The sequence below is a fragment of the Wohlfahrtiimonas sp. G9077 genome (assembly GCF_002252155.1).
GTDB lineage: Bacteria > Pseudomonadota > Gammaproteobacteria > Cardiobacteriales > Wohlfahrtiimonadaceae > Wohlfahrtiimonas.
The window spans coordinates 38819-61707 of sequence record NZ_NEFD01000001.1; the positions used below are offsets into that span (position 1 = coordinate 38819).

At 44.8% G+C, this 22889-nt stretch carries 21 protein-coding genes, 3 tRNA genes and 1 other RNA gene; 16 read left to right on the forward strand and 9 right to left on the reverse strand.

Annotated features, from left to right (window positions below; translation table 11 throughout):
• Nucleotides 1-2 precede the first annotated feature (2 nt).
• Complete coding sequence (gene dsbD / locus B9T20_RS00135; RefSeq protein ID WP_094489791.1) at nt 3-1796, reverse strand: protein-disulfide reductase DsbD; 1794 nt, start codon at nt 1794-1796, stop codon at nt 3-5.
• Nucleotides 1797-1913: 117 nt separating this feature from the next.
• On the opposite strand from dsbD, the gene B9T20_RS00140 reads away from it, so the two are divergent.
• A tRNA-Gly gene (locus B9T20_RS00140) sits at nt 1914-1989 on the forward strand.
• A 96-nt stretch (nt 1990-2085) separates the two neighbouring features.
• Here the strand turns inward: B9T20_RS00140 and cmoB are convergent.
• Genes cmoB through tatA form a run of 4 tightly spaced genes read right to left on the reverse strand, consistent with a single transcriptional unit; the run spans nt 2086 to nt 4694 of the window.
• A complete protein-coding gene (gene cmoB, locus B9T20_RS00145; RefSeq protein WP_094489259.1) occupies nt 2086-3036 on the reverse strand; it encodes a tRNA 5-methoxyuridine(34)/uridine 5-oxyacetic acid(34) synthase CmoB in 951 nt (316 codons plus the stop codon).
• Between the two features lie 21 nt (nt 3037-3057).
• Nucleotides 3058-3795 (reverse strand): carboxy-S-adenosyl-L-methionine synthase CmoA, encoded by a 738-nt coding sequence (gene cmoA, locus B9T20_RS00150; protein WP_094489260.1) that lies wholly within the window; start codon nt 3793-3795, stop codon nt 3058-3060.
• A complete protein-coding gene (tatB, locus tag B9T20_RS00155) occupies nt 3792-4436 on the reverse strand; it encodes a Sec-independent protein translocase protein TatB (RefSeq protein WP_094489261.1) in 645 nt (214 codons plus the stop codon). The genes cmoA and tatB overlap by 4 nt, the downstream gene beginning before the upstream one ends.
• 9 nt (nt 4437-4445) lie before the next feature.
• A complete protein-coding gene (tatA, locus tag B9T20_RS00160; RefSeq protein WP_008314879.1) occupies nt 4446-4694 on the reverse strand; it encodes a Sec-independent protein translocase subunit TatA in 249 nt (82 codons plus the stop codon).
• A 281-nt stretch (nt 4695-4975) separates the two neighbouring features.
• Here tatA and B9T20_RS00165 point away from each other — a divergent pair.
• From B9T20_RS00165 to B9T20_RS00205, 9 genes are all read left to right on the forward strand, one after another.
• A tRNA-Gly gene (locus B9T20_RS00165) sits at nt 4976-5051 on the forward strand.
• A gap of 6 nt (nt 5052-5057) precedes the next feature.
• Nucleotides 5058-5131: transfer RNA gene (locus B9T20_RS00170), tRNA-Cys, on the forward strand.
• A 20-nt stretch (nt 5132-5151) separates the two neighbouring features.
• Nucleotides 5152-5248, forward strand: an RNA gene (gene ffs / locus B9T20_RS00175) — signal recognition particle sRNA small type.
• 43 nt (nt 5249-5291) lie between these two features.
• On the forward strand, nt 5292-7157 hold the full coding sequence (gene dnaX / locus B9T20_RS00180; RefSeq protein ID WP_094489262.1) for a DNA polymerase III subunit gamma/tau: 1866 nt from the start codon (nt 5292-5294) through the stop codon (nt 7155-7157).
• Nucleotides 7158-7195: 38 nt separating this feature from the next.
• Nucleotides 7196-7525, forward strand: a complete 330-nt coding sequence (locus B9T20_RS00185; protein ID WP_199415211.1) for a YbaB/EbfC family nucleoid-associated protein — start codon at nt 7196-7198, stop codon at nt 7523-7525.
• Entirely contained in the window at nt 7525-8130 is a 606-nt protein-coding gene (gene recR / locus B9T20_RS00190; RefSeq protein ID WP_094489264.1) for a recombination mediator RecR, read from the forward strand. Before B9T20_RS00185 ends, recR begins: the two co-directional genes overlap by 1 nt.
• Nucleotides 8131-8141: 11 nt before the next feature.
• Nucleotides 8142-8483 carry a histidine triad nucleotide-binding protein gene (locus B9T20_RS00195; RefSeq protein WP_094489792.1) on the forward strand — a complete coding sequence of 114 codons (342 nt, stop codon included), beginning with the start codon at nt 8142-8144 and terminating at the stop codon, nt 8481-8483.
• 10 nt (nt 8484-8493) lie between these two features.
• Nucleotides 8494-9006 (forward strand): adenine phosphoribosyltransferase, encoded by a 513-nt coding sequence (locus B9T20_RS00200; protein ID WP_094489265.1) that lies wholly within the window; start codon nt 8494-8496, stop codon nt 9004-9006.
• Between the two features lie 43 nt (nt 9007-9049).
• A complete protein-coding gene (locus B9T20_RS00205; protein WP_094489266.1) occupies nt 9050-11506 on the forward strand; it encodes an LPS-assembly protein LptD in 2457 nt (818 codons plus the stop codon).
• A 46-nt stretch (nt 11507-11552) separates the two neighbouring features.
• On the opposite strand, the gene hslU is transcribed toward B9T20_RS00205, so the two are convergent.
• From hslU to B9T20_RS00220, 3 genes are all read right to left on the reverse strand, one after another.
• Nucleotides 11553-12896 (reverse strand): ATP-dependent protease ATPase subunit HslU, encoded by a 1344-nt coding sequence (gene hslU / locus B9T20_RS00210; protein WP_094489267.1) that lies wholly within the window; start codon nt 12894-12896, stop codon nt 11553-11555.
• A 9-nt stretch (nt 12897-12905) separates the two neighbouring features.
• Nucleotides 12906-13445, reverse strand: a complete 540-nt coding sequence (gene hslV, locus B9T20_RS00215) for an ATP-dependent protease subunit HslV (protein ID WP_063454995.1) — start codon at nt 13443-13445, stop codon at nt 12906-12908.
• An 85-nt stretch (nt 13446-13530) separates the two neighbouring features.
• Nucleotides 13531-14247, reverse strand: coding sequence for an ion channel (locus B9T20_RS00220; RefSeq protein ID WP_094489268.1), 717 nt, complete (start codon nt 14245-14247; stop codon nt 13531-13533).
• Nucleotides 14248-14362: 115 nt separating this feature from the next.
• Here B9T20_RS00220 and modA point away from each other — a divergent pair, with 115 nt between their 5' ends.
• The 6 genes from modA (at nt 14363) to B9T20_RS00250 (ending at nt 22152) form a co-directional block, all read left to right on the forward strand.
• Entirely contained in the window at nt 14363-15115 is a 753-nt protein-coding gene (modA, locus tag B9T20_RS00225; RefSeq protein ID WP_094489269.1) for a molybdate ABC transporter substrate-binding protein, read from the forward strand.
• Nucleotides 15112-15888 (forward strand): ABC transporter permease, encoded by a 777-nt coding sequence (locus B9T20_RS00230; protein WP_094489270.1) that lies wholly within the window; start codon nt 15112-15114, stop codon nt 15886-15888. The genes modA and B9T20_RS00230 overlap by 4 nt, the downstream gene beginning before the upstream one ends.
• On the forward strand, nt 15872-16570 hold the full coding sequence (locus B9T20_RS00235) for an ABC transporter ATP-binding protein (RefSeq protein ID WP_094489271.1): 699 nt from the start codon (nt 15872-15874) through the stop codon (nt 16568-16570). Before B9T20_RS00230 ends, B9T20_RS00235 begins: the two co-directional genes overlap by 17 nt.
• 13 nt (nt 16571-16583) lie before the next feature.
• The gene (gene modD, locus B9T20_RS00240) at nt 16584-17423 is read left to right on the forward strand and encodes a ModD protein (protein WP_094489272.1); all 840 of its coding nucleotides are present in this window, start codon (nt 16584-16586) and stop codon (nt 17421-17423) included.
• A gap of 109 nt (nt 17424-17532) precedes the next feature.
• Nucleotides 17533-19161, forward strand: a complete 1629-nt coding sequence (locus tag B9T20_RS00245) for a Na/Pi cotransporter family protein (protein WP_094489273.1) — start codon at nt 17533-17535, stop codon at nt 19159-19161.
• Nucleotides 19162-19230: 69 nt separating this feature from the next.
• Nucleotides 19231-22152, forward strand: a complete 2922-nt coding sequence (locus B9T20_RS00250) for a xanthine dehydrogenase family protein molybdopterin-binding subunit (RefSeq protein WP_094489274.1) — start codon at nt 19231-19233, stop codon at nt 22150-22152.
• On the opposite strand, the gene B9T20_RS00255 is transcribed toward B9T20_RS00250, so the two are convergent.
• Nucleotides 22138-22755, reverse strand: coding sequence for an NTP transferase domain-containing protein (locus B9T20_RS00255; protein WP_094489275.1), 618 nt, complete (start codon nt 22753-22755; stop codon nt 22138-22140). The two genes, B9T20_RS00250 and B9T20_RS00255, sit on opposite strands and share 15 nt — an antisense overlap.
• Nucleotides 22756-22889: the final 134 nt, after the last annotated feature.

Here is a 22889-nt window from a genome sequence, read left to right on the forward strand (position 1 = left end):
GCTTAATTATTTTTTAAAAGATAATCAAGGTGTTCAATGAATTGATCTGCAGGCACAGCACCCATCACGCGGTATTGTGGCATCTCATTGCCGGATGCATCAAAAAAGAGCATCGCAGGCGGGCCAAAGAGATTAAAGTGCTTTTGCAACTGCTGATCCACTTTGTTGTTTTCGGTCACATCAGCTGTGATGAAGTTAAGCTGTGCTAAACGGGTTTTAACTTCGGGATCACTGAACACATATTTTTCCATCTCTTTACACGCCACACACCAATTGGCATTGAACTCAAGGAGCGTGATTTTGCCGTGATTGTTTTGCAGCGCTTCATTGAGGCCTTTTAAACCCACAATGGGCGTTGCCGCTAAGCTCTCATGCGTTTTTAGGCTTTCATACACAAAGTAGCCAGAAAATGCGAGAGATAAAAGGACCGGCAGCACAAAGAATTTCGGCAATTGCTGCATTTTAAAGATTTTGATCACAAACCAAATGGCAAGGGAGAGCGCAATCACAGCATAGAGCATGTTTTCCCAAAAGAGTGGCAAAATGCGCCCAAGGAAATAGGCGGCTACGGCCAACAGAATAAAGCCAAAGAACTCTTTGATGGCATTCATCCATGCACCGGCTTTTGGTAAGAGATAACCTGATGAAACCCCAAGGATCATTAAAGGCACGCCCATGCCTAAACTCATGGCAAAAAGGGCAAAGCCGCCCAAGACATAATCTTGAGTTTGGGCAATTAAGGTGATGATGCCGATGAGTGGCGCCGTCACACAAGGGCCCACGATGAGGGCAGAGAGTGCGCCCATGATCATCGCGCCAATGTAAGTGCCACTTTTTGATTGGTTGGCAAAACGATTGAGATAATTTTGGATGAAAACGGGCGTTTGAATCTGATAAACACCAAACATGCTCAAAGAGAGCAGAACAAAGAGCGCTGCAAAGCCCATCAACACATATTTATTTTGAAAAGCAGCCGCTAAACCACTGCCGAGCATCGCGGCGACAATGCCGATGGTGGTGTATACAAGCGCCATTGCGATCACGTAGGAAAAGGAAATCATAAAACCACGGCGTTTAGTGAGGTTTTTTTCACCCGTTAAAATGCCCGATAAAATTGGCAGCATTGGTAAAACGCACGGCGTAAAGGTCAATAAAATGCCCAGCAAGAAAAAGAGCGGCAACGCGAGATATTGTTTTTCTAATAAAAATGAGGCCAAGCGATCATGCTCATTTAAAAGGGGCGTCGCAGTTTCAGTTTTCAATTGATCTTTTGTGGTCACCTCAGGATTCATCACCACAGTGCGCTCCCATTGATGTGGCGGAAAGCATAAGCCAGCCTTTGCACAGCCTTGTGCTTCAATCTCTAAATGAAGCGTATGGACATCGGTTAAAGGTTGCTTAAAGCGAAGCGTCATCTCCATTGTGTGGTTATAAATGGGTTGGCGACCAAAGAATTCATCATCATGCATCACCGCTTCTGGCCAAATGATTTCAGCAATCTCGACATTTTGATTGAGCGGCGTGATGTGAATTTTATCTTTGTATAAATAATAGTCAGGATTGATCTCCCAAATCAGATTGATTGCTGAGTCAGAAGCTTTAAAAATCTCAGGTTTAAACACCTGTTCTGGCGGTAAGAAATCTTGGCGGGCAGCGGCCGGTAGCGTTTGCCCATCTTTTTTTGGGGTCAATAATGACTGAGAGAAACTTTGGGCAACACTTTGATTACTAAAGGTAATTAAAGCAAGCATCAGCCACACAAAGGCAGCGATTTGTTTAATAGAGAGATGTTTCAAAACAGCACCTTTCTGAGTTAATGAGTCACGAATGGGCAATTATCTCATAAAAAACTAAAATGACTAAATTCTATGCTTGACCTAAAAAAATTAGACGCTATAATTACTTCACTTTCTGCGGGAATAGCTCAGTTGGTAGAGCACAACCTTGCCAAGGTTGGGGTCGCGAGTTCGAGTCTCGTTTCCCGCTCCAAATTATTAGAACCTCATCAATGATGAGGTTTTTTTATTGTCTGGACAAAAGCGCAATAAAAAAGCCTGATTGTTCAGGCTTTCATAAAATGAGTGGTTATTGTTCAGCAATGATCACGGCACGCAGCGGGGCAGGATAGCCCTCAATGGTTTTGTTGTGATCATTTGGATCTAAGAAATCCTCAAGGGAGAGATAAGTCATCCAATCTGTTTTGCGTTGCTCTTCAATGCTGGTTTGATTTAGATCCACGCATCTAACGTGTTTAAAGCCGACGCGTTTTAAGAAGATCTCCAACATTTTTACCGATGGAATGAACCATACATTGCGCATTTGTGCATAGCGATCATGAGGGATCAAGCACGCGTGTTCATCGCCTTCAATCACCATGGTTTCGAGCACCAATGTCCCTTTTTTATTTAATAAGCGTTTTAGATTCGTTAAATGATCAATCGGGGAGCGACGATGATAGAGCACGCCCATGGAAAATACCGTATCAAACCACGCCAATTCATCTGTGATGGCTTCCAGTCCAATTGGTAACTGCCAAATGGGTAAATCGGGCGCATAGTGCTTAAAGGCTTTAAATTGTGCCAAAAATAGCCAGTTTGGATCAATGCCAATGACAGATTTTGCGCCAGCGCCAAGCATGCGCATGCCATAATAACCATTGCCGCAGCCAACATCGAGCACATTTTTTTGATGAAGATCAATGTGTGGCGCCACGCGATTCCACTTCCAATCTGAATGCCATTCTGTGTCAATGTGCGTGTCGCAAAATTGCCAAGGGCCTTTGCGCCATGGCATCAATTGACGCAATGATGTTTCTAGTTGTGCTTGATCTGTTGAGCCTTGTAAGATTGCGCCATTCACTAAATCAAGGGTGCAATCATCAATCGGCGGTAATTGATCTAATACCGCTTGCCATTCATCAAAATTGCCATGAATGTGCTCATCAATGTATTGAGGTAACCACGTTTGAAGATTTTGCGTCCATTGACGCAAGCCTGTGGGGCGATAAAACTCGGCAATAGCTGCGTAATCAATCATAGGATTTTGGAAATAATGTCTTTAAGGTAAAGCAACAATGGAGATGAAATTCAGGCATTGAAACCATTGATAAACGCGTGTAAAGCCAGCTTCGTGTAAGCGTGCTTTATGGATGGCAAAAGAGTCAATGCGCATCACATTTTCAATGGCTTCACGTTTTTGCGCGATCTCAAGTTCTGAGTAGCCATTCGCGCGCTTAAAGGCTAAATGCATGTCATCGAGCACCGATTGCTCTTCGGCATCATCAAAATAGATTTTTTCTGATAAAAAGAGGGCGCCCGTTGGCAATAATGCCTGACGAATTTTGGTAAGCAGCGCTAAACGCTCGGAAGGTTCTATAAATTGTAGGGTTAAATTGAGCACGATGATGGCCGCTGGATCAAACTCAATGTGACGAATGTCCGCTTGCTTGAGTTCAATGGGAATGAGGCCATCGTGCACTTGATTCTGTAATTTAAAAAATTGTGTAGCCTTTTCAATCATGGGCGCTGAGTTGTCCACCGCGATGATTTTGGTATTCTCTGTGCGGATCGAATGGCGAAGGGCATTTGAGACAGCACCAAGAGAACAGCCTAGGTCATAAATGGTGGCGTTATCTTCTGCAAAGAGCGGCGCAAAGCGGCCAATTTGCTCAACGATCATCGGGTAACCCGGCGCTGAGCGTTTGATCATGTCTGAGAAAACATTGACCACTTCTTCATTGAAGACAAAGTCAGCTTTTTTACGTTTCTCAGAGAAAATGGTATCGACAGGCATCATGATTGATTGAGTTCAACTAAAGTGTCATGGTAGCGATCCACCAAAACAGGTAGCGGCTCTAATGAGCGCGTTTTGGCATACTTTAATCGATAAGTAAGGTGGGGCGCTGTTTCGTCTGCTAAGAATAACTCAAGTTGGCGCGCACGGCATCTGTGGACAAAAGCATCTTCAGGATGTGCAGCGTCGAGATCATCCGTCAGCGCATTGTAACCTTTTGGAGGCGCTGTGATTAGAGGTGCATCTTCATAATGATAATCATCATAAAAATGTTCAAGCTCTGGCGTTGCACTCACAGCGCTCGTTGAATCGGATTTTAATGTTTGGTCGATGGCAGCGCGAGAGTTACGAAGGGTATCTTCGGTGGAGTGGCGCGCTTCACGCAATGACTTTTTCACCTCATCTAATTGAGTGGTGTCATTGATTTGCTTTGTAAAGCTCTGCTTTGTCTCCTCAATCGAGCGCTTGAGCTCATCGGTTTCAAACTCTTTTGAGACTTCATTTTTCACTTGATCTGCAAAAGAACGGATTTTATTGACGATACTGCCCACCGCACGAATGGTCTCTGGCAACTTTTGTGGGCCAATGACGATCAATGCGACAATAAAGACAATCAGAAATTCGCTAAAACTAATACCAAACATTGATGGACTTTACTGTACGTTGTCTTTTTTCGTTTCAGAAGCATCTACTTTAGGTGCAGCTTCAGTAGATTTGTGCTCAACGGATTCAACTTTTCCGTCTTTGTCACCCTCTTTTTTCTCATCTTCTTTCATGGCGTCTTTGAAGCCTTTTAACGCTGTGCCCAAATCACCACCCATGTTGCGCAGTTTTTTGGTACCAAAAATTGCCAATACAACGATTAATACAATGATCCAGTGCCAAATGCTAAATGAACCCATAACAAGTACCTCTTTATGATAAAGTCATTCTAAAAAATTCGCTTCATTATAAAGGTAATGAGGCGTAAGGTATAGACTAACTTTAACTATTTTTATCCATCTGATGGATTCTGGGCAACATTTCACCAAAACCAATCCATTGCAGTTTTGATTTGATGTGCTATATTAATAAGGTCAGTGTTTAAGCGGTTTTGCATATAAAGTGAGCAAAACAAGAATTGTATAATAATTCATCTTGATTAATCATTTTAATCGCTTATAATACGCTTCTGATTTGCAGTGCGGGAATAGCTCAGTTGGTAGAGCACAACCTTGCCAAGGTTGGGGTCGCGAGTTCGAGTCTCGTTTCCCGCTCCAAAAAATGGCTGAATAGCATAGGGGTAATGCACCGGTTTGCAAAACCGTGTACGCCAGTTCGATTCTGGCTTCAGCCTCCAAAAAATATTATGGTGACCCACATTGGTTTCCTCGCAGTGAATTATTACGCACCGTGTCAGGTCCGGAAGGAAGCAGCACACGTATTAGGTTTGCGTGCAGAGGGTGAGCTGGTGTGGGTCATCTCCATTTTGGGCAGAAAAACATTAGGAGTTCATCCCCATGGCAACTCAAGCCTTAGCGCGTAAATGGCGCCCGAAAAACTTTCACGAAGTTGTTGGTCAAAAGCACGTTGTCACTGCCTTAACAAACGGTCTCGATAATAATCGTCTTCATCATGCATTTTTACTCACCGGTACACGCGGTGTTGGTAAAACAACGCTTGCGCGCATTTTAGCGAAATCCTTAAACTGTGAACAAGGCGTCAGCTCTCATCCTTGTGGCGTTTGCAGCATTTGTCAGGAAGTGGATCAAGGTCGCTTTGTGGATTTGATCGAAATTGATGCCGCATCGCGCACAAAAGTCGAGGACACGCGTGAAATTTTAGACAATGTCCAATATGCACCAACGCGCGGTCGTTATAAGGTTTATCTCATCGATGAAGTGCACATGCTCTCTAACAGCAGCTTTAATGCCTTATTAAAGACATTAGAGGAGCCACCTGAGCATGTTAAATTCATTTTAGCCACCACCGATCCACAGAAATTACCGGTCACGGTGTTATCGCGCTGTTTGCGTTTTCATTTAAAGAAAATCCCATCCCCTGAAATCACAGGTTACTTAACGCACATCATGGATGCTGAAGGCATCGATTATCAACCAAAGGCGTTAGAATTGATTGCCAAAGCAGGGGCAGGGAGCATGCGCGACAGCTTATCCCTATTAGATCAAGGCATTGCCTACACCAATGGCCATGTATCATTTGAGCCCATTCAAACCATGCTTGGCCTCATTGATGATCAATATGCATTGATGATTTTGCGTGCATTGGCAACGCTGAATCAATCTGCATTGCTTGCCGCCTCTAAACAGGTGATGGATTCTGGCGCTGATCCATATGCATTGTTAGAGGCTTTGATTGAGGCTTTCCATCAATTGACACTGTTACAAATTGATACAAGTTTTATTGATTTAGATGACACCCATCAAGAATCATGGCTAGCGCTTGCTCAAGCCATGAGTGCAGAAGATTTACAGCTGTATTATCAAATTGCGTTGCATGGCCGTAAAGATTTAGAGATGCATCCTGAACCGTTGATTGGGCTGGAGATGACTTTGCTTCGCATGCTGCTTTTTACGCCAAAAGACGCACCGAAAAAGGCCGCAGCGCCATCAGCTAAAACGCCACAAGCAGAACCCATTGTTCATGCGCCAAAAGCGCATACCGATGCAGAATCTGTGGCGTCATTGACCGCTTTATTAGATGATGTGGCCCCGCAGCCTGCACCTGTTGATGTTGAGCCTACAAAAGAGGCGCCTGCCTTACCGGTTGCACCCCCTGAAATTGTGACAGAGTCAATGCCCATCGATGATGCACCAATCTATGACGATGTGCCACCGTGGATTGATGCGGAAGCGTATGAATCCATCACAGCTGTTGAGTCTGCACCATCCGTTGAGCCAGAAGTGATCGCACCTGTGGCATCTGCGCCCGCTGAACCGATCGTTCAACCATCTGAAGTCAATTATCCTTTAAATAACAATGAAGATTGGCTTGAGATTGTGCGCAATCTCTCCATTTCTGGGTTAACACAGGGCATCGTGCGTAACTTAGTGCTTGAGCGTTTTTCTGATGATTGGTTGGTGTTAAAGCGTTCGACAGAAGATCATGCTTTTAACATTCCGGCCGCAGAGGCGAACATTGCTGAAGCCGTCAGTGAATTGTTGGGGCGTCAGATTCGCTGCTCAATTGTGGCCACAGAACAAGTGATTGAAGAAGATGATTTTAATCATCGGGCAGAGAAAGAGTTGGCCGCACGTAAAGTGCAGGTGCTTTCTGAGATTCATGCCGATCCTGTTGTACAATTTTTAGTCAATACGTGTGATGCAGAAGTGTTAGATTCAACCCTTAAGCTCAAACACGAATAGTGTATAATACAATTTTTTAATCAAGGAAAACGATTATGATGATGAAAGGCGGAATTGCTGGGATGATGAAAAAAGCCCAGAAAATGCAAGAAGATATGGTGAAAGCACAAGAAGAATTGGCGGACATCTCTGTGACTGGCGAATCAGGCGCAGGTTTAGTGAAAATCGAAATGTCTTGCCGCCACGTTGTGCGTAAAATTGAAATTGATGATTCATTGTTGTCAGACGATAAAGAGATGCTTGAAGATTTAATTGGCGCAGCATTTAATGATGCATTGTCGAAAGTGGAAGTGGCTTCTCAAGAAAAAATGAAATCTGTGACAGGTGGATTTGAATTGCCAGCGGGCATGAAATTGCCTGGTTTTTAATGAGCAATACACTTTATCCGAAAGCCCTTAAAGTGTTGGTGGATGCTTTAAGGGTTTTGCCCGGTGTGGGGCAAAAGTCAGCGCTGAGAATGGCGCTACATTTGCTTGAGCGCAATCGAACAGGTGCTTTGCAACTGAGCGATGCCATTACGGGGGCATTAAATCACATACAAAAATGCAGTATTTGCCGCAATCTATCGGATGAAACAGTGTGTTCGATCTGCCAAGATCCAAAGCGTGATGAATCCTTATTGTGTGTGGTGGAAAACCCGATGGATGTGTTCGCATTGTCCCAATCGGTGGATTATAAAGGGCGTTACTTTGTGCTCATGGGCAATTTATCACCGTTAGATGGCATTGGTCCTGAAGAAGTGGGACTTGATCTTCTTGAAGCACGCTTGCGTGAAGGGACGATTAAAGAGCTCATTTTAGCCACCAATCCAACAGTTGAAGGGGAAGCGACGGCATTTTATATTGATGAAATGGCCAAGCCGTATCATGTGACTGTCACCCGCATTGCACATGGCGTGCCCATGGGCGGTGAGCTTGAATATTTAGACAGTGGCACCCTTTCCCATGCGTTCAGAGCAAGACAAAGATTTTAAGGAGGTGAATGATGAGTACAATTTTTACCAAAATCATCAATAAAGAGATTCCGGCCACCATCATCTATGAAGATGAACAGGTGCTCGCTTTTCGTGACATTGATCCAAAGGCGCCAGAACACATTTTGGTGATTCCCAAAAAAGAGATTCCAACGGTCAATGACATTGAAGAAGCGGATGCCGCTTTAGTGGGTCAACTGTTTTTAGCGGCGAAAAAGATCGCAAAAGAGCTTGGCTTTGCCGATAATGGTTACCGTTTAGTGATGAACTGCAATGAAGATGGCGGTCAAACAGTGCATCACATTCACATGCACATTTTAGCAGGCCGTCGTTTGAACTGGCCTCCAGGTTAATGGCAAGAGTATGAATTTAAAAGATTATATCATCAGTATCCCGGATCATCCATTGCCGGGAATTATTTTCCGTGACATCTCACCACTTTTAGGCAATGGTGAAGCTTACCGTTATGCCACTGATCAAATCGTTGAGTATGCCAAAGCAAAAGGCGTGCAAAAGATTGTGGGGCCAGAAGCGCGTGGTTTCATTGTGGGTTGCCCTGTGGCATATGCCATGGATGTGGGTTTTGTGCCTGCGCGTAAAAAAGGCAAGTTACCCCGTGAAACGGAATGCGTTGAATATGCGTTAGAATACGGATCTGCCCTCATTGAGCTTCATAAAGATGCCATTCAACCCGGTGAAAAGGTGTTGATCTGTGATGATTTATTGGCCACAGGTGGCACGATTGCTGCCGTGATTGAGTTGGTTGAAAAACTTGGTGGCATTGTGGTGGGTTGTGCATTTTTAGTGGAACTGACGGATCTCAACGGTCGCGAGAAGATCAAGCATTATGATACTTTGACTTTGATGGAGTTTTAGTCAGATTTTGGCCAATTGATTGAAGAAGATTTAGGTTACGCCCTTGAAAACAATACGTCAGCGAAATAAATTATACATTGCCCTCGTCATCGGGTTAATGCAAGCGCCTGTGATGGCTCAAACACCGCAAACAGGTGCTTTAGGTGTGTGCCGAATCAGCCCATTAAAGCAATATTTACAGCCCACGAATCAAGTGATTGAGGATGGCACGGTCTATCTTTCAGGGAATTCTGCCGACAGCGATGAGCGTTATGCGAATGTTGAGGGCGATATTGTGGCGTATTATGGCAACAGCCGTGTCGATGCCAGTCGCATCACGTTAGATCGTACCAATAATATTCTCTCAGGGCATGATCAAAACATTCGCTATGCGTCTGATTCTGTTGTGCTTGAGTCCAAAAGTTTTACATCGCGTTTAAATGATAAAGAGTACGAAGGCGATGATGTCACGTATTACTTACATCAAGCAGAAGCGCAGGGGCGCGCGAAATATGCCATCAGTCGACAAATTGCAAAAACGGCAGATTTTCAGGAAGTGACGTATTCAACATGCCCAACGGATGAAGAGGTTTGGCAATTGTCAGCGGCCGATCTTCATCTGGATGAAAATACAGGGCGCGGCATTGCTAAGCATGCCAAATTTGCACTCTTTGGTGTGCCGATTTTATATACGCCATATTTTTCATTCCCCATTGATGATCGCAGACAAACCGGTTTTTTATTCCCAACCATCTCTTATGATCGCGATGGTGGTTTAGCGGTGCGTGCACCTTATTATCTAAACTTAGCGCCGAATTATGATGTGACGTTAAATCCAGGGTTTTATACACGCCGTGGTTTGATCTTAGGGGCAGAGGCACGTTATCTCAATACATGGCAAAATTCGGTGTTTCGTTTTGATTTTTTACCGGATGATCGCCGCTTTAAAAATCAAGAGCGTGCGCGCATTGCTGCGAATGATCCGAAAGATCCTTACAGCAAAAAATATCACTCAACGCGCTGGTCTGTGTTTTTCAATCAGCAGCTCAATTTGATGCCTAAATTGCGTGGGCGCATCTTGTTTCAACAGGTTTCTGATCATCGTTATGTGGAAGACATTCAAGATGCTGTGGGCCTATTGACCGAAACAAACTTAGAGCGCGTCGCAGAGCTCACTTATTCGGATCGCAATTGGCAAAGCACATTGCGTGTACAGCATTATCAAGTGCTGGATAAAGTGATCATTCCTGAAGCGCCGTATGCACGCATGCCGCAATGGGTATTGAGTGGCGAATGGGTGCAAAATGGCATCATTTATGGCGCAAATGTGGAAGCGGTTCAGTTTAGAACGCATATTAAACCGAATGATCGTAACAAAGCTCGCCCTAAATCTGCCACTCGTTTAGATTTATTGCCATATGTGGGCTTTCGTTTAGAAAATTCTTGGGGCTTTTTTGAGCCAAAACTGGCCTATCGTTACACCCATTATGATTTGGATTATCAAGACATTAATGGTGTTGCGCCGAATAAACCGCATAACTTGCATCGTGGCACTTCCATTTTCAGCATTGATACCGGAATTGCGTTAGAGCGTGATGTGAGTTTTAGCCATTTATTTGGCGGTGGTCAGTTCATTCAGACTTTAGAGCCTCGTCTGTTTTATTTAAATGTGCCATATCGCCGTCAATCGGACATTCCGATTTTTGACACCGGTAACGTCACACCAAGCTATGACAATTTATTTGCCACCAATCAATTTACCGGTGCTGATCGTCAAAGCAATGCCAATCAGCTGACCACAGCGCTGACCACGCGTTTTATTAATGATGAAACAGGCGTGGAGCATTTTAGATTATCATTGGGACAAATTTACTATTTTCAGCAGCCACGTATTACCATGGGGCGTGATTTATTACCGAAAAATGAGTGCTTGAAGGGCTATGAAAATAATCCTAAGCAGGGATATGCGGCAATTAAATGTCAGAGTGGCCGTCATTCTGAATGGTTTGTGGAAAATCATATTGTCTTTTCTGATGACTTTAGCTCGCGGGTGATTTGGCAATGGTCGCCAGATGTCAAACGAACCACGCGTTTATCGTATGATCTGCGTTATCAGCCAGAACCTCGCAAAATCATTAATATTGCACAGCGTTATGACCGAGTGATTCAAGCAGGATCTAAAGACAGTGTGACAGATCAAATTGACATCACCTCTTTTTGGGAAGTCAATAACAATTGGGCTTTGGTGGGGCGCTATAACTATTCTTTAGAAGAACGCCGTATGGATGATTCTTATGTGGGCTTTGAGTACAGCGATTGCTGTGTGGCAACGCGTGTTGCCGCCCGTTATTATCGCACCAATATTTTAGATGATAATCAGCGCTTTAAGAAGCGTTGGAAAGCCTATTTGCAATTTGAGTTTAAAGGCTTAGGCAATGTGGGACAAAGCACCGATTCTTTCTGGGAAGAGAGCATTCCTGGCTATACGCCAAAATATTTAAGCAACACGCGCGGATTTTAGATCAAAAAAAGCCCTCACAATGTGAGGGCTTTTTTCATGTGTTGTGTTAGAGAATGAAGCGGCTTAAATCTTCATTGTCAGACAATTCACCGAGTGAGTTTTTCACCATCGCTTCATCGATGGTGACCGTTTCACCACTGCGATCAGATGCTGTGAATGAAATCTCTTCCAACAAATGCTCTAAAATCGTATGCAAACGACGTGCACCAATGTTTTCTGTCTTCTCATTGACGTTGTAAGCGATTTTAGCAATCTCAGCAATCGCACTATCGGTAAAGGCCAGTTCCACTTCTTCGGTTTTCAATAAGGCTGTGTATTGCTTGATGAGGGCAGAAGATGGCTCTTTTAAGATGCGTTCAAAATCTGCTGCCGTCAATGCATTGAGCTCAACGCGAATCGGTAAACGGCCTTGCAACTCAGGAATCAAGTCAGAAGGGCGAGCAACATGGAATGCACCCGATGCGATGAACAAAATGTGATCGGTTTTCACAGGGCCATATTTCGTGGAGACTGTGCTGCCTTCAATGATGGGCAATAAATCACGTTGCACACCTTCACGGGACACATCTGTGCCAGAGCTTTCACCGCGGCGACACACTTTATCGATCTCATCAATAAAGACAATGCCGGTGTTTTCAGCAGCTGCAATGGCTTGTTTTTTTACATCTTCTTCATTCACTAAACGGCGGGCTTCTTCATCTTGTGCCGCTTTTAAAGCATCTTTGATTTTCATCTTTTGCTTATGTTTTGGTGTGTTGCCCGTTTGACTGAATAGGGATTGCAATTGCTCTGCCATCTCTTCCATGCCAGGAGGCGTCATGATGTTCATGCTTGATGCATGTTGTTGCGTCAATTCAATTTCAATCTCTTTGTCATCTAATTCACCACGAATGATTTTTTCACGGAATTTTTGACGCGTGCTAGAGTTGTCAGTGCTAGGCGCACTTGGTTCATTGTCAAAGCCCACAGATTTAGGGCGAGGAATGAGCACATCTAAAATGCGTTCAATGGCGGCATCTTCAGCTTTAGGGTGCGCTAATTTCACGGCATCTTCACGCGCTTTAGTGATGGCAGCTTCCACTAAATCACGAATGATGGAATCCACTTCGCGGCCCACATAACCCACTTCTGTAAACTTCGTGGCTTCCACTTTAATGAATGGCGCGTTTGCTAAATTGGCCAAGCGGCGAGCGATTTCAGTTTTGCCCACACCTGTTGGCCCGATCATTAAGATGTTTTTTGGGGTGATTTCTTTACGCATGTCGCCGGTGACTTGTTGGCGTCTCCAACGATTACGTAAAGCAATGGCAACGGCGCGTTTTGCATCGTTTTGGCCCACAATGTAGCGATCGAGTTCTTGAACGATCTCTCTTGGTGTCATTTCACTCATGATGTCTTCCTAAAATGTTAACTTTTCAATCGTTTGATTGTGATTGGTGTAGATACAGATGTCCGCGGCAATGCTTAAGCTTTTGCGAACGATGGATTCTGCATCTAAATCTGTATTGTCTAAAAGGGCAAGGGCTGCACTTTGTGCAAAGGCACCGCCAGAGCCGATGGTGGCCATGTTGTGTTCAGGCTCGATCACATCACCATTGCCGGAGATCACTAAAATGGCTGTTTCATCGGCCACAATTAAGAGCGCTTCTAGGCGACGAAGTTGTTGATCTGTTCGCCAATCTTTGGCCAATTCCACCGCAGCGCGTGTTAATTGTCCATTGTGTTGCTCAAGCTTTGCTTCAAAGCGTTCAAACAAAGTAAAGGCATCGGCTGTACCACCTGCAAATCCGGCAATCACTTTTCCATTGTATAAACGACGCACTTTTCTGGCATTGCCTTTCATGACAGTATTGCCTAACGAGACTTGGCCATCGCCACCGATGACAACTTCATTGCCACGTCTAACTGCGCAGATCGTGGTACCACGATATTGTTCCATTTGAACTCCTTGTTCATGTTTCATTGACGTCCATTCAAAATGAGGATGGATTTTTGAATTTCAAGGCAATCCATGAAAATGGTCATCATTTAGACGATGGGTCGCTGTGTTTTTTGCTTAAGTTTTGAATCATGGTGGTGATGTAAACTGTAAAAATGGGGAAGATGGTGATGCCGGCCACTGCTAAAATGGCGGTGCTGATTTTACCCGCGGTGGTGACGGGAATGATGTTTGACCCTAAAGTGGTTGCCGTCATCGATGCCCACCAAATCACATCGCCATAGTTTTTCACCTGCGGATTGACCGAGATTTCAAAGAGATAAAAGAGCAATGTTTGCAGATAAGCGATGGAGAAAAATAGGGTTAAATAGGAGACAAATAGCCCGGTGATACGGTCACTGATGAGGAGTTTGACCAATAAAAAGAGGGCAATGACGCCGCGAAAAATCGGTAAAAATTTTAGTAAATAAAAGGCTTGTGTGGACAGCTCTAAATGAAAATAGTTTAAAACATTGATGTAAGGAATGGAGACTAAAATCAAAAAAAGATAACGGCGAAAATACTCTAAGCGATGATCAGAGAGAAAAAAGCCAGATAATAAGTCTAATAAAAAGTAGATGCAGATCCAAAATTGTAAATGATTGTTGCGCACCAATGAGTTGTTTTGGATGTTTGGAATGTCCACAAGCGTGATGTCGATGATCAACACAATCGATGCAAAGATGGCAAAGAGATAGAGGATTTTTCGGGCAATTGTTTTAAAGGTTTCTAGGCCCGTTGCGTGCGTTGTATTGGTGGTCATGGTGGGTCTTTATGATCTCAGTCAAAACATGATTGGAGTATAGCACTTAATTGGCGGATAAACGTTATGCATTATGATATACTTCGATCTTTGTTGATGATCCATGGAGAGTAAGATGCAGCGTTTTCGTAAAACTTTAGCATGCACGGCATTATTGGCCACGACGTTAAGTGCGGCATTTGCCGATGCGCTCTTTGTCTATTCCGGTGCTGGCCTTAAAAAGCCCATGGAAGAGATTGCAGCGATCTTTCAACAGCAGCATCAAGATGCCACCATTGAATTTAATTTTGCAGGTTCCGGGCAGTTGCTCGCACAATTGGCCACAACGGGCAAAGGTGATCTGTTCATTGTGGGCTCAGAAGTCTCTTATCAAGCCGCTGAGAAAAAGGGATTGGTTGGCAAAGCATATGGCATTGCGCATCACACGCCAGCGATTGTGGTGCTCAAGGGCAATCCTAAAAACATTCAAAGTTTAGAAGATTTAAGCCGCGATGGCGTAAAAGTGATTTTAGGTGAGCCAAAAGCCAATGCCATTGGGAAAACGGCACAAGCGATTTTAAAGAAAAATCATTTAGAAAAGATCAATGACAATGTGGTTTCAACGGCAAATACAGTCAATGAAATGGCTGTACAACTCACGCTTGGCACGGCAGATGCCATGATTGCCACCATTGATGCCGTTTACAATAACCCAAAAGTTGAGATCATTGAGATTCCCGCTGAGCAAAACATTGACCAAATTGTCACAGGTGGCATTGTCAGCTCAACGCAATCTCCTGAATTGTCTAAAGCCTTTATGGATTTGGCCGACTCACCGGAAGGACGTCAAATCTTTGCCCGTCACGGTTTTGCCCCTGTCGCGGAATGATTCGTCCCCTCTTTTATATGGTTGTCATCGTTGCGCTGCTGTTTATTGTGGCGCCACTTTTGATGTTGATGAAAGAGGGCATGGCACAATTGCCAACGGCAATTGAATCCACTGAAGTGCAATTTGCCATTGCGCTGAGCCTTAAATCCGCTGTCATCTCAACGATCATTTGTTTGCTGTTGGCCGCACCGATTGCACAATTTTTGCATCACAGTTCCATTAAATATTATGTGATGCCCTTTCTCTATTTGCCATTGGCATTGCCACACATTGTTTCAGGTGTGGCTTTGCTCCTTTTTTTTGGCCATTTGGGCATTGGTGGATTTTTAGAGCGCCATTTTAATCTCTCTTTTGTGTTCACGCAGCAAGGCATCATTCTTGCGCAAGTCTTTGTCAATTTACCGTTTGCCATTCAGCTTTTAGTGGTGGGGCTTGAACGGCTCAATGGGCGACAAATTTTTGTGGCGCGCACATTGGGCGCCTCACAATGGCAATGCTTTTATCATGTCACGCTGCCACTTTTAAAAAGTACGTTGATCGCCACCATTATTTTGACATGGTCACGGGCACTGGGTGAGTTTGGTGCGGTGATGATGGTGGCGGGTGCAACGCGCATGAAAACAGAGATTTTACCCACATCGATTATGCTCAATTTATCCACCGGGGAGCTTGATTTAGCAATGGCGATAGCCGTGATTTTAATGCTGATCTCTTTAACGTGTTCTTTGATTTTTGAATATATCTTTAGGCGGACAGATGCTGCAGCTCGATAAACTCAGTTTGACGGTGGGCGCATTTGCCTTAGATGAGATCTCGCTCACATTAAAGCCTGGAGATTATTGTGTGATTTTGGGGCGCACCGGTTCTGGTAAAACATTGCTGCTTGAATCGATCGCAGGGCGTTATCAAAATGTTAGGGGGTCGATGTTGCTCAATGGGCAATCGTTGTCTCATCAACGCATTGAAGATCGTAACATTGGCTTTGTGTATCAGCATTTTGAGCTTTTTGGCCATTTAAATGTGCGAGAGAACATCGCTTTTCCCTTAAAAATGCGTCAAGTGCCCATGGAGATTCAACATCAGCGCACGTTGAAAATGGCCAATTTATTGGGCATTGCCTATTTGTTAGATTCAGCCATCACACATTTAAGTGGTGGTGAGCGTCAGCGCGTTGCCTTGGCGCGAGCCCTCATTTTTGCGCCGGATTTATTGTTGCTAGATGAACCCACAAGTGCCCTTGATTACGTCACGCGCCATGAAATGCGCCGCGTGTTGCACAACATTCATCGCACATCAATGCCCATCATTGTGCATGTCACCCATGACATCAGCGAGGCGCTGGCGTTGGCCACACACATTGGCGTGATGAAAAAAGGGCGTTTGATCCATTTTTATCCCCTCACCGATGCCTTAAAAGCAGACGGCGAGGCACGATTATTTGAGCAATTGACTTAAAAAAGGAGTGATGATGTTTATGACCACCGAAGAGATGGAACGCTTCATCCGTGAAGATGTTCCTTACATTGATTTAACCTCAACACTGTTGGGCATTGAGGCAACTGCCACAGAAATTCAGTACGTGACTCGAAGTGGCGGTGTGGTGGCCGGCACAGAGATTGTGGCAAAATTGTGTGAGCGTTTAGGCATTGAAGTCGTGAACATGAAGCCTTCGGGCGCCCGCATTCATGCATGCGATGTGTTATTGACAGCCAAAGGGCGGGGAGATGCCATTCACATCCTTTGGAAAGTGGGGCAAAACATTTTAGATTACACCTCAGGCGTTGCCAGTGCGACTCGCAAAATGGTGGACATTTGTCAGAAAGCGCCTCAAAAAGTGGCACTATTGACCACGCGTAAAAGCATTCCCGGGACAAAAGCCCTCGCCATCCATGGCATTGTGGCAGGGGGTGCGATGCCGCATCGTTTAGGTTTATCTGAAACCATTTTAATTTTTAAACAGCATCGACAGTTTTTTAAAGATGATGCAGCGTTGACTGAACAATTGTTGCAGATTCGCCATTTAACCTGTGAGAAAAAAATTGTGATGGAAGCCGATTCTTTAGAAGAAGCAAGGCGCTTTGCAATGATGCCCATCGATGCCATTCAGTTTGATAAATTAACACCAGAGCAATTGAGTGCAGCCGTCATGTACATGCGCGCGCACCATCCTCAATTGACATTATTAGGCGCAGGTGGCATTAACTTAAGCAACACTGAAGCTTACGCGCAAACAGGGGTGGATGGCTTGGTGACTACAGCGCCATACTATGCCAAAGCGCTTGACATAAAAGTCAATATTTTGTCCTGATCTGCATAATATTTGATTGAAGTATACGGAATATGTACGCAATTTTTGCATAATAGCTTAGAATAGCGGACTTTCTATTGTACTTAAGCATTCATTTTTGAGGTAATGCATGGATTGGCAACAAATACTCTTCCAATTTCTAGGTGGACTGGGCCTGTTTCTTTTTGCAATCAAATTTATGGGCGATGGGCTTCAAAAGTCAGCGGGTAACCGCCTTCGCACCATTTTAGATCGCTTTACCACAAACCCATTTATGGGGATTTTGGCAGGTATTTTTGTCACAGTACTCATTCAATCAAGCTCTGGCACCACGGTGATCACAGTGGGGCTTGTGAGCGCAGGATTAATGACATTGCGTCAAGCGATTGGCGTCATCATGGGGGCAAACATTGGTACCACGGTGACGGCATTTATCATCGGGATCGACATTGGTGAGTACGCCTATCCGATTTTATTGATGGGTTCGGTGATGCTCTTTTTCTTCAAAAAAACGAGTGTGCAAAACTTAGGGCAAATCTTCTTTGGCTTTGGTGGCTTGTTCATCGGGCTTGATCTGATGAGTAGTGGATTGGCGCCATTGCGTGAATTACCGCTCTTTACGCAACTCATTTTACAGATGAGCCACAGCCCGATTTTAAGCGTTTTTGTGGGCACAGTGTTTACCTTGATTGTGCAATCTTCAAGTGCCACCATCGGGATTTTGCAAGGCTTGTATGCTGAGAATTTGATTTCACTGCAAGGCGCATTGCCTGTGCTCTTTGGGGATAACATTGGGACGACGATTACAGCGGTATTGGCAGCGATTGGCGCGACTGTGATTGCAAAGCGTGCTGCAGCTATCCATGTGTTATTCAATGTGCTTGGCGCCGTGATTTTCCTCATTTTTTTGGGGCCATACACGCATTTTATCATGTGGATCACCGGGCAATTGGCGCTTGAACCTAAAATGCAGATCGCCTTTGCACACGGGACATTTAACTTAGTCAATACATTGATTCAATTGCCATTCATTGGCGTTTGGGCATATTTGGTGACAAAGCTATTGCCAGAGCGAGAAAAGCCACAAGAGAAAGTGGCACTTTACTTAGATGAAACCATCATTGAAAAATCTCCAAGCATTGCCATTGGGCAAGCGAAAAAAGAGCTCATTCATATGGGTAATTTAAGCATCGATGGTTTAAAGCGTTCGCTTGAATATTTAAAAACCAACAATATGGATGATGCGGCATTTGGGCGAATTTTAGAGAAAAACATCAATATTTTGGATGAAGAGATCACTCGTTATTTGGTGAAGATTTTCCCCCATTCGATCACGCCGCAAGATTCAAATGATCTACAAGCAATGCTCAACTTAGTGTGTGACATCGAGCGCATTGGCGATCACTTTGAAAACATCATCGAACAGATCGATTACATGGGTGAGCACAACATTACTTTGAGTGACGATGCGAAAAATGAGGTCTTTGAGATGTTTGAGCTCACCATTCGCTCGGTTGAACTGGCCATTACGGCGTTAGATAAGACCGATTTATCGAAGGCGCGCCGCGTTTATGAATTAGAAGATGAGATTGATGATATGGAGCGTTATTTGCGTAAGCAACACATTCGCCGCCTCAATCATGGGGAATGTACGCCAAAATCCGGTTTAACGTACACAGATTTAATCTCAAATCTTGAGCGCATTGGCGATCATGCCCACAATATTGCTGAGATGCTCTTTGAGAAACATCAACATTAACGGAATTATCTAGCAACTCAATCAAGCCTCTTCTATACTGAGTGAACATCATTCATTAGGAGGGGCGTTATGGTTTTGGATATTTCTCGGCGTGGCTTCATAAAATTGGGCACCGTTGCCGGCATCACCTTGATGCTAGGGCGCTTGCCAACGGCAAATGCCACACAAGTCAATTCAGGACCCTCATCCACCGATTGGATGGGCAAAAATGGTCAAGCAAAATTCAGATGGGATGGCATTCGTAAAGTCACGGGGCAAAAGAACTTTGCGCGTGATTATCGTGCCCGTGATTTAGAGGGTTGGCCAGATCAGCAGTGCTATGCATTGATGCTCAAAGTCACCAAGGCAGATCGCACTTTTGAAGGGGTGGATTTATCTGTGCTAGGAGATCTTCAGCCTGATCGTTTGATCCTGCAAGAGGATTTGGTGTGCGATGGCTTTAACATTCCGCAAGACACGAGTATGGGTAAAGGCTTTTATGGGCAAAATATTTTACTGCCAAAAGGCATGACTTCGCCCATTTTAGGCCATCCTGTGGCGATTTTAATTTATAAGGATTTCCCACGCTTCAATGCTGCGGAGCGCCTATTGCAATTTGATGACAGCGTCATTGAATATGGTGAAGTGACGGGCATTCGCCCTTTTAATAACTATGGGGCGGCGCGTTATGTGCGCATTGGTGGGGCAACGCCGTATGATCCATCAGTGTTTTCGCCGTATCAAGATGCTGCCATTAAAGGTAAGTTTAAGGGCAATACCGTGATTTGGCCGCCTGAGGCAAAGCCGGATGATACGATGGTGCCAAGCTTTTTCCATAAGGATCGGGGCGGCGGTTTCTTACATGCCTTGCAACAAGCCCATCAAAAACCTGAAACGCAAAATAAAGGGATGGAGCATGCACAGGAAATTTCGCAAATGGTTGAGGCTGCGAAAAATGATCCGAATAAATTTGTGTTAGAGCGCCACGGTTTTTCTCAATCCATTGATCCTTGTGCGTTAGAGCCCGATAACTGCAATGTTTGGTTTGATGAACAAACAAAAACATTGCACATTTTAACCGCCACGCAATCACCGGCAGGCGTTGCGAACATGGCGGCGGATTTAGTGAAGCACAATCGCGCAGTGGATGTGAAAAACATTGTGCTGCTGACGGGATCTACGGTGGGTTACGGCTCTAAAGATTATTCAGTCTTTCCAATTTATGCGATGGCGGCCAGTTTTTACAGTGATGGATTGCCAGTTCGGATGGCCAATAACCGTTATGATCAATTTCAAATGGGCATGAAGCGCCATTCAGTGGAGATGGACGTCACCATTGTTGGAGATAAAACCACAGGAAAATTTGAGATTCTCAAAGGCACCTACAACTGTAATGGCGGCGGGCGAGAGAATTTATCGGTGGCGGTGTCTCATGTGGCGGTGCGCGGTGCACAATCCATTTACTATTTTCCAAAATCTGATCTCACAGCATTAGCGATGGCAACACCGGCGGTGGAAGCCGGATCCATGCGCGGCTTTGGTTCATTGCAGTCGATGGCCATCACAGAGATGATGGTGGATGAATTGTCCGAGATCTTAAAGATCGATTCCATGACGCTGCGTCGAAACAATGCGATGCTCGAAGGATATCCGAATACGCAAGGGGGTATCATTGCTGGGGATCCGCGCAATGTGGAGATGCTTAATTTAGCAGAGCAGCACCCGATGTGGCAAAACCGTGTGCGCGATAAAATTCGTTATGAAGCCAATCATCCTGGCTTTTTATATGGCGTGGGATTTGCACAGGTGCAGCAAGTGTATGGCTCAAGTGGTGTACCCACCATTTTATCCTTATCGTTTGATGAAAATGGCAAGCTTACCATGCGTCATTGCATGCAGGAGATTGGTACAGGCGGCACCACCGCGCAACAAGTGATGGTGTGGCAAGCCCTTGGTAAAGCGCCGGATGTGGTGGAGTTTGGCGTGACAGAATTTCCTGAGTTGCCATTACACACAAGTTGGGCAGATCAAAAGAAACAGGATGAATTGGCCAAACACGATCCCTATTGGACGCCAGGTTTAATTCCAGATATGAGTTCCTCAAGCGGCGTGTATTACATTGGCTTTGGCACGCGTCAAGCGGGTAAATTCTTATTGGAAAATAGTTTATGGCCCGCAGCTCAAGCCATTTGGAGTCAAGGCGTGGGCGGTGGCGCGATGAACAGTTTGAATCTATCTTTATCGGATTTACGTGTGACAGCGCTGGGCATTGGCGGTGGCGGCATGAAGCCCATTCCGTTTGATGTATTGGCGAAAAAAGCGCATGAGATGGGACTCATTACTGGTGTCGCGGTGCATGCTTATTCCAGTTGGCAATGGGCGCGTGCGGAGTTTGACATTCCCACCGTGGGCGCCTGCAATTTGCCATTGGATGCATTGGCTGTGCAATATGGAAAGGGTGCACCCAAGCATTTACGCGATCAAATGACGACCGGTGGCTTTCATTTCATTGCCCGAAAGCAGGCATTTTTCCCACCAACAGATCGAGGCGGTGCGGATCCGACCACTGTAACGCCGGCTGCTTGTTTAGTGGCGTTGGCCATCAATCAAGGGACGGGCGCTGTGGAAATTTTACGCCATCACATGCTCATGAGTCCTGGGAAGATGATTGTGCCGCAGTTGGTTTCTGGGCAGATTCAAGGCGGGACAGCGATGGGCATTGGGCATGCATTGATGGAAGAATTGCCCTTGTATGATGATGGGCCTGGCAATGGTACCTGGAACTTTAACCGGTATATTTTACCGCGCGCTAAAGATGTGGCGGTTTGGCAACAAAGTACAGAGTTTTTACCGCCCTTATCAGAAACATCTCCGCCAAAAGGTATGGCTGAGCTTGGCATGATTCCGATTTTACCGGCCATTGGTAACGCGGTTGCACATGCAACGGGGCATCGTTTTTATGAATTTCCGATCACTGCAGAGAAGATTAAGCGCGTGCTACAAGCAAAGTAGATCGTTAGGGTGGTCGATGTCATAAATGGCACCAAAATCATCCGTTTCGATTAAATGGCAAGTGTGTGCTTTGACCACTGCACTTGCCCCTTGATCGCCTGTCAGTTGTTTTAATTCAGGAAATAAACTGTGATCAAACCCAACGGGATGCCCCATTTGTCCATTATAAATGGGGCGGACGATGGGCGATGTGGCAAGGGCACATTTGACGCGCTCAATGGTGATGGGCTGAATGTAGGGTAAATCCGCTGGTAAAATCAGGATGCCTGTTGTATTGCTAGGCAGGGCTTGAATGCCTTGGCGGATGCTCTCGCCCATGCCATCGCTTTCGATGATTTTAATGGGGCTGCCCAATGTTTGTACCAATGCAATGACATCCGCTTCTTCTTGATTGACCACAATCAAAATCTCATCAGCGTTGAACGCTTTTAATGCTGCTTGATGGGTTGTGGCTAAAATGGGGCGCTCAAATTGTGGCGATAAATGGCATAATTTATGCCCATTGTGCTGAGCTTTAAAACGGCGACTGTGGCCAGCGGCAAGCAGTAATAGACGGATCATGGGTAATTTTGACTCACGCAAAGGGTTACCTAACGGTAACACAGATCCTTAAATAAAGGGGATGAATCATTGAAAAGGGCAAAAGGTCTTTGAATTATTTAAAAAAATCATGGCAAAATTTATACAATAAATAATTGATTTATATTAATTAACTGAATAATTGGTATACATCGGGT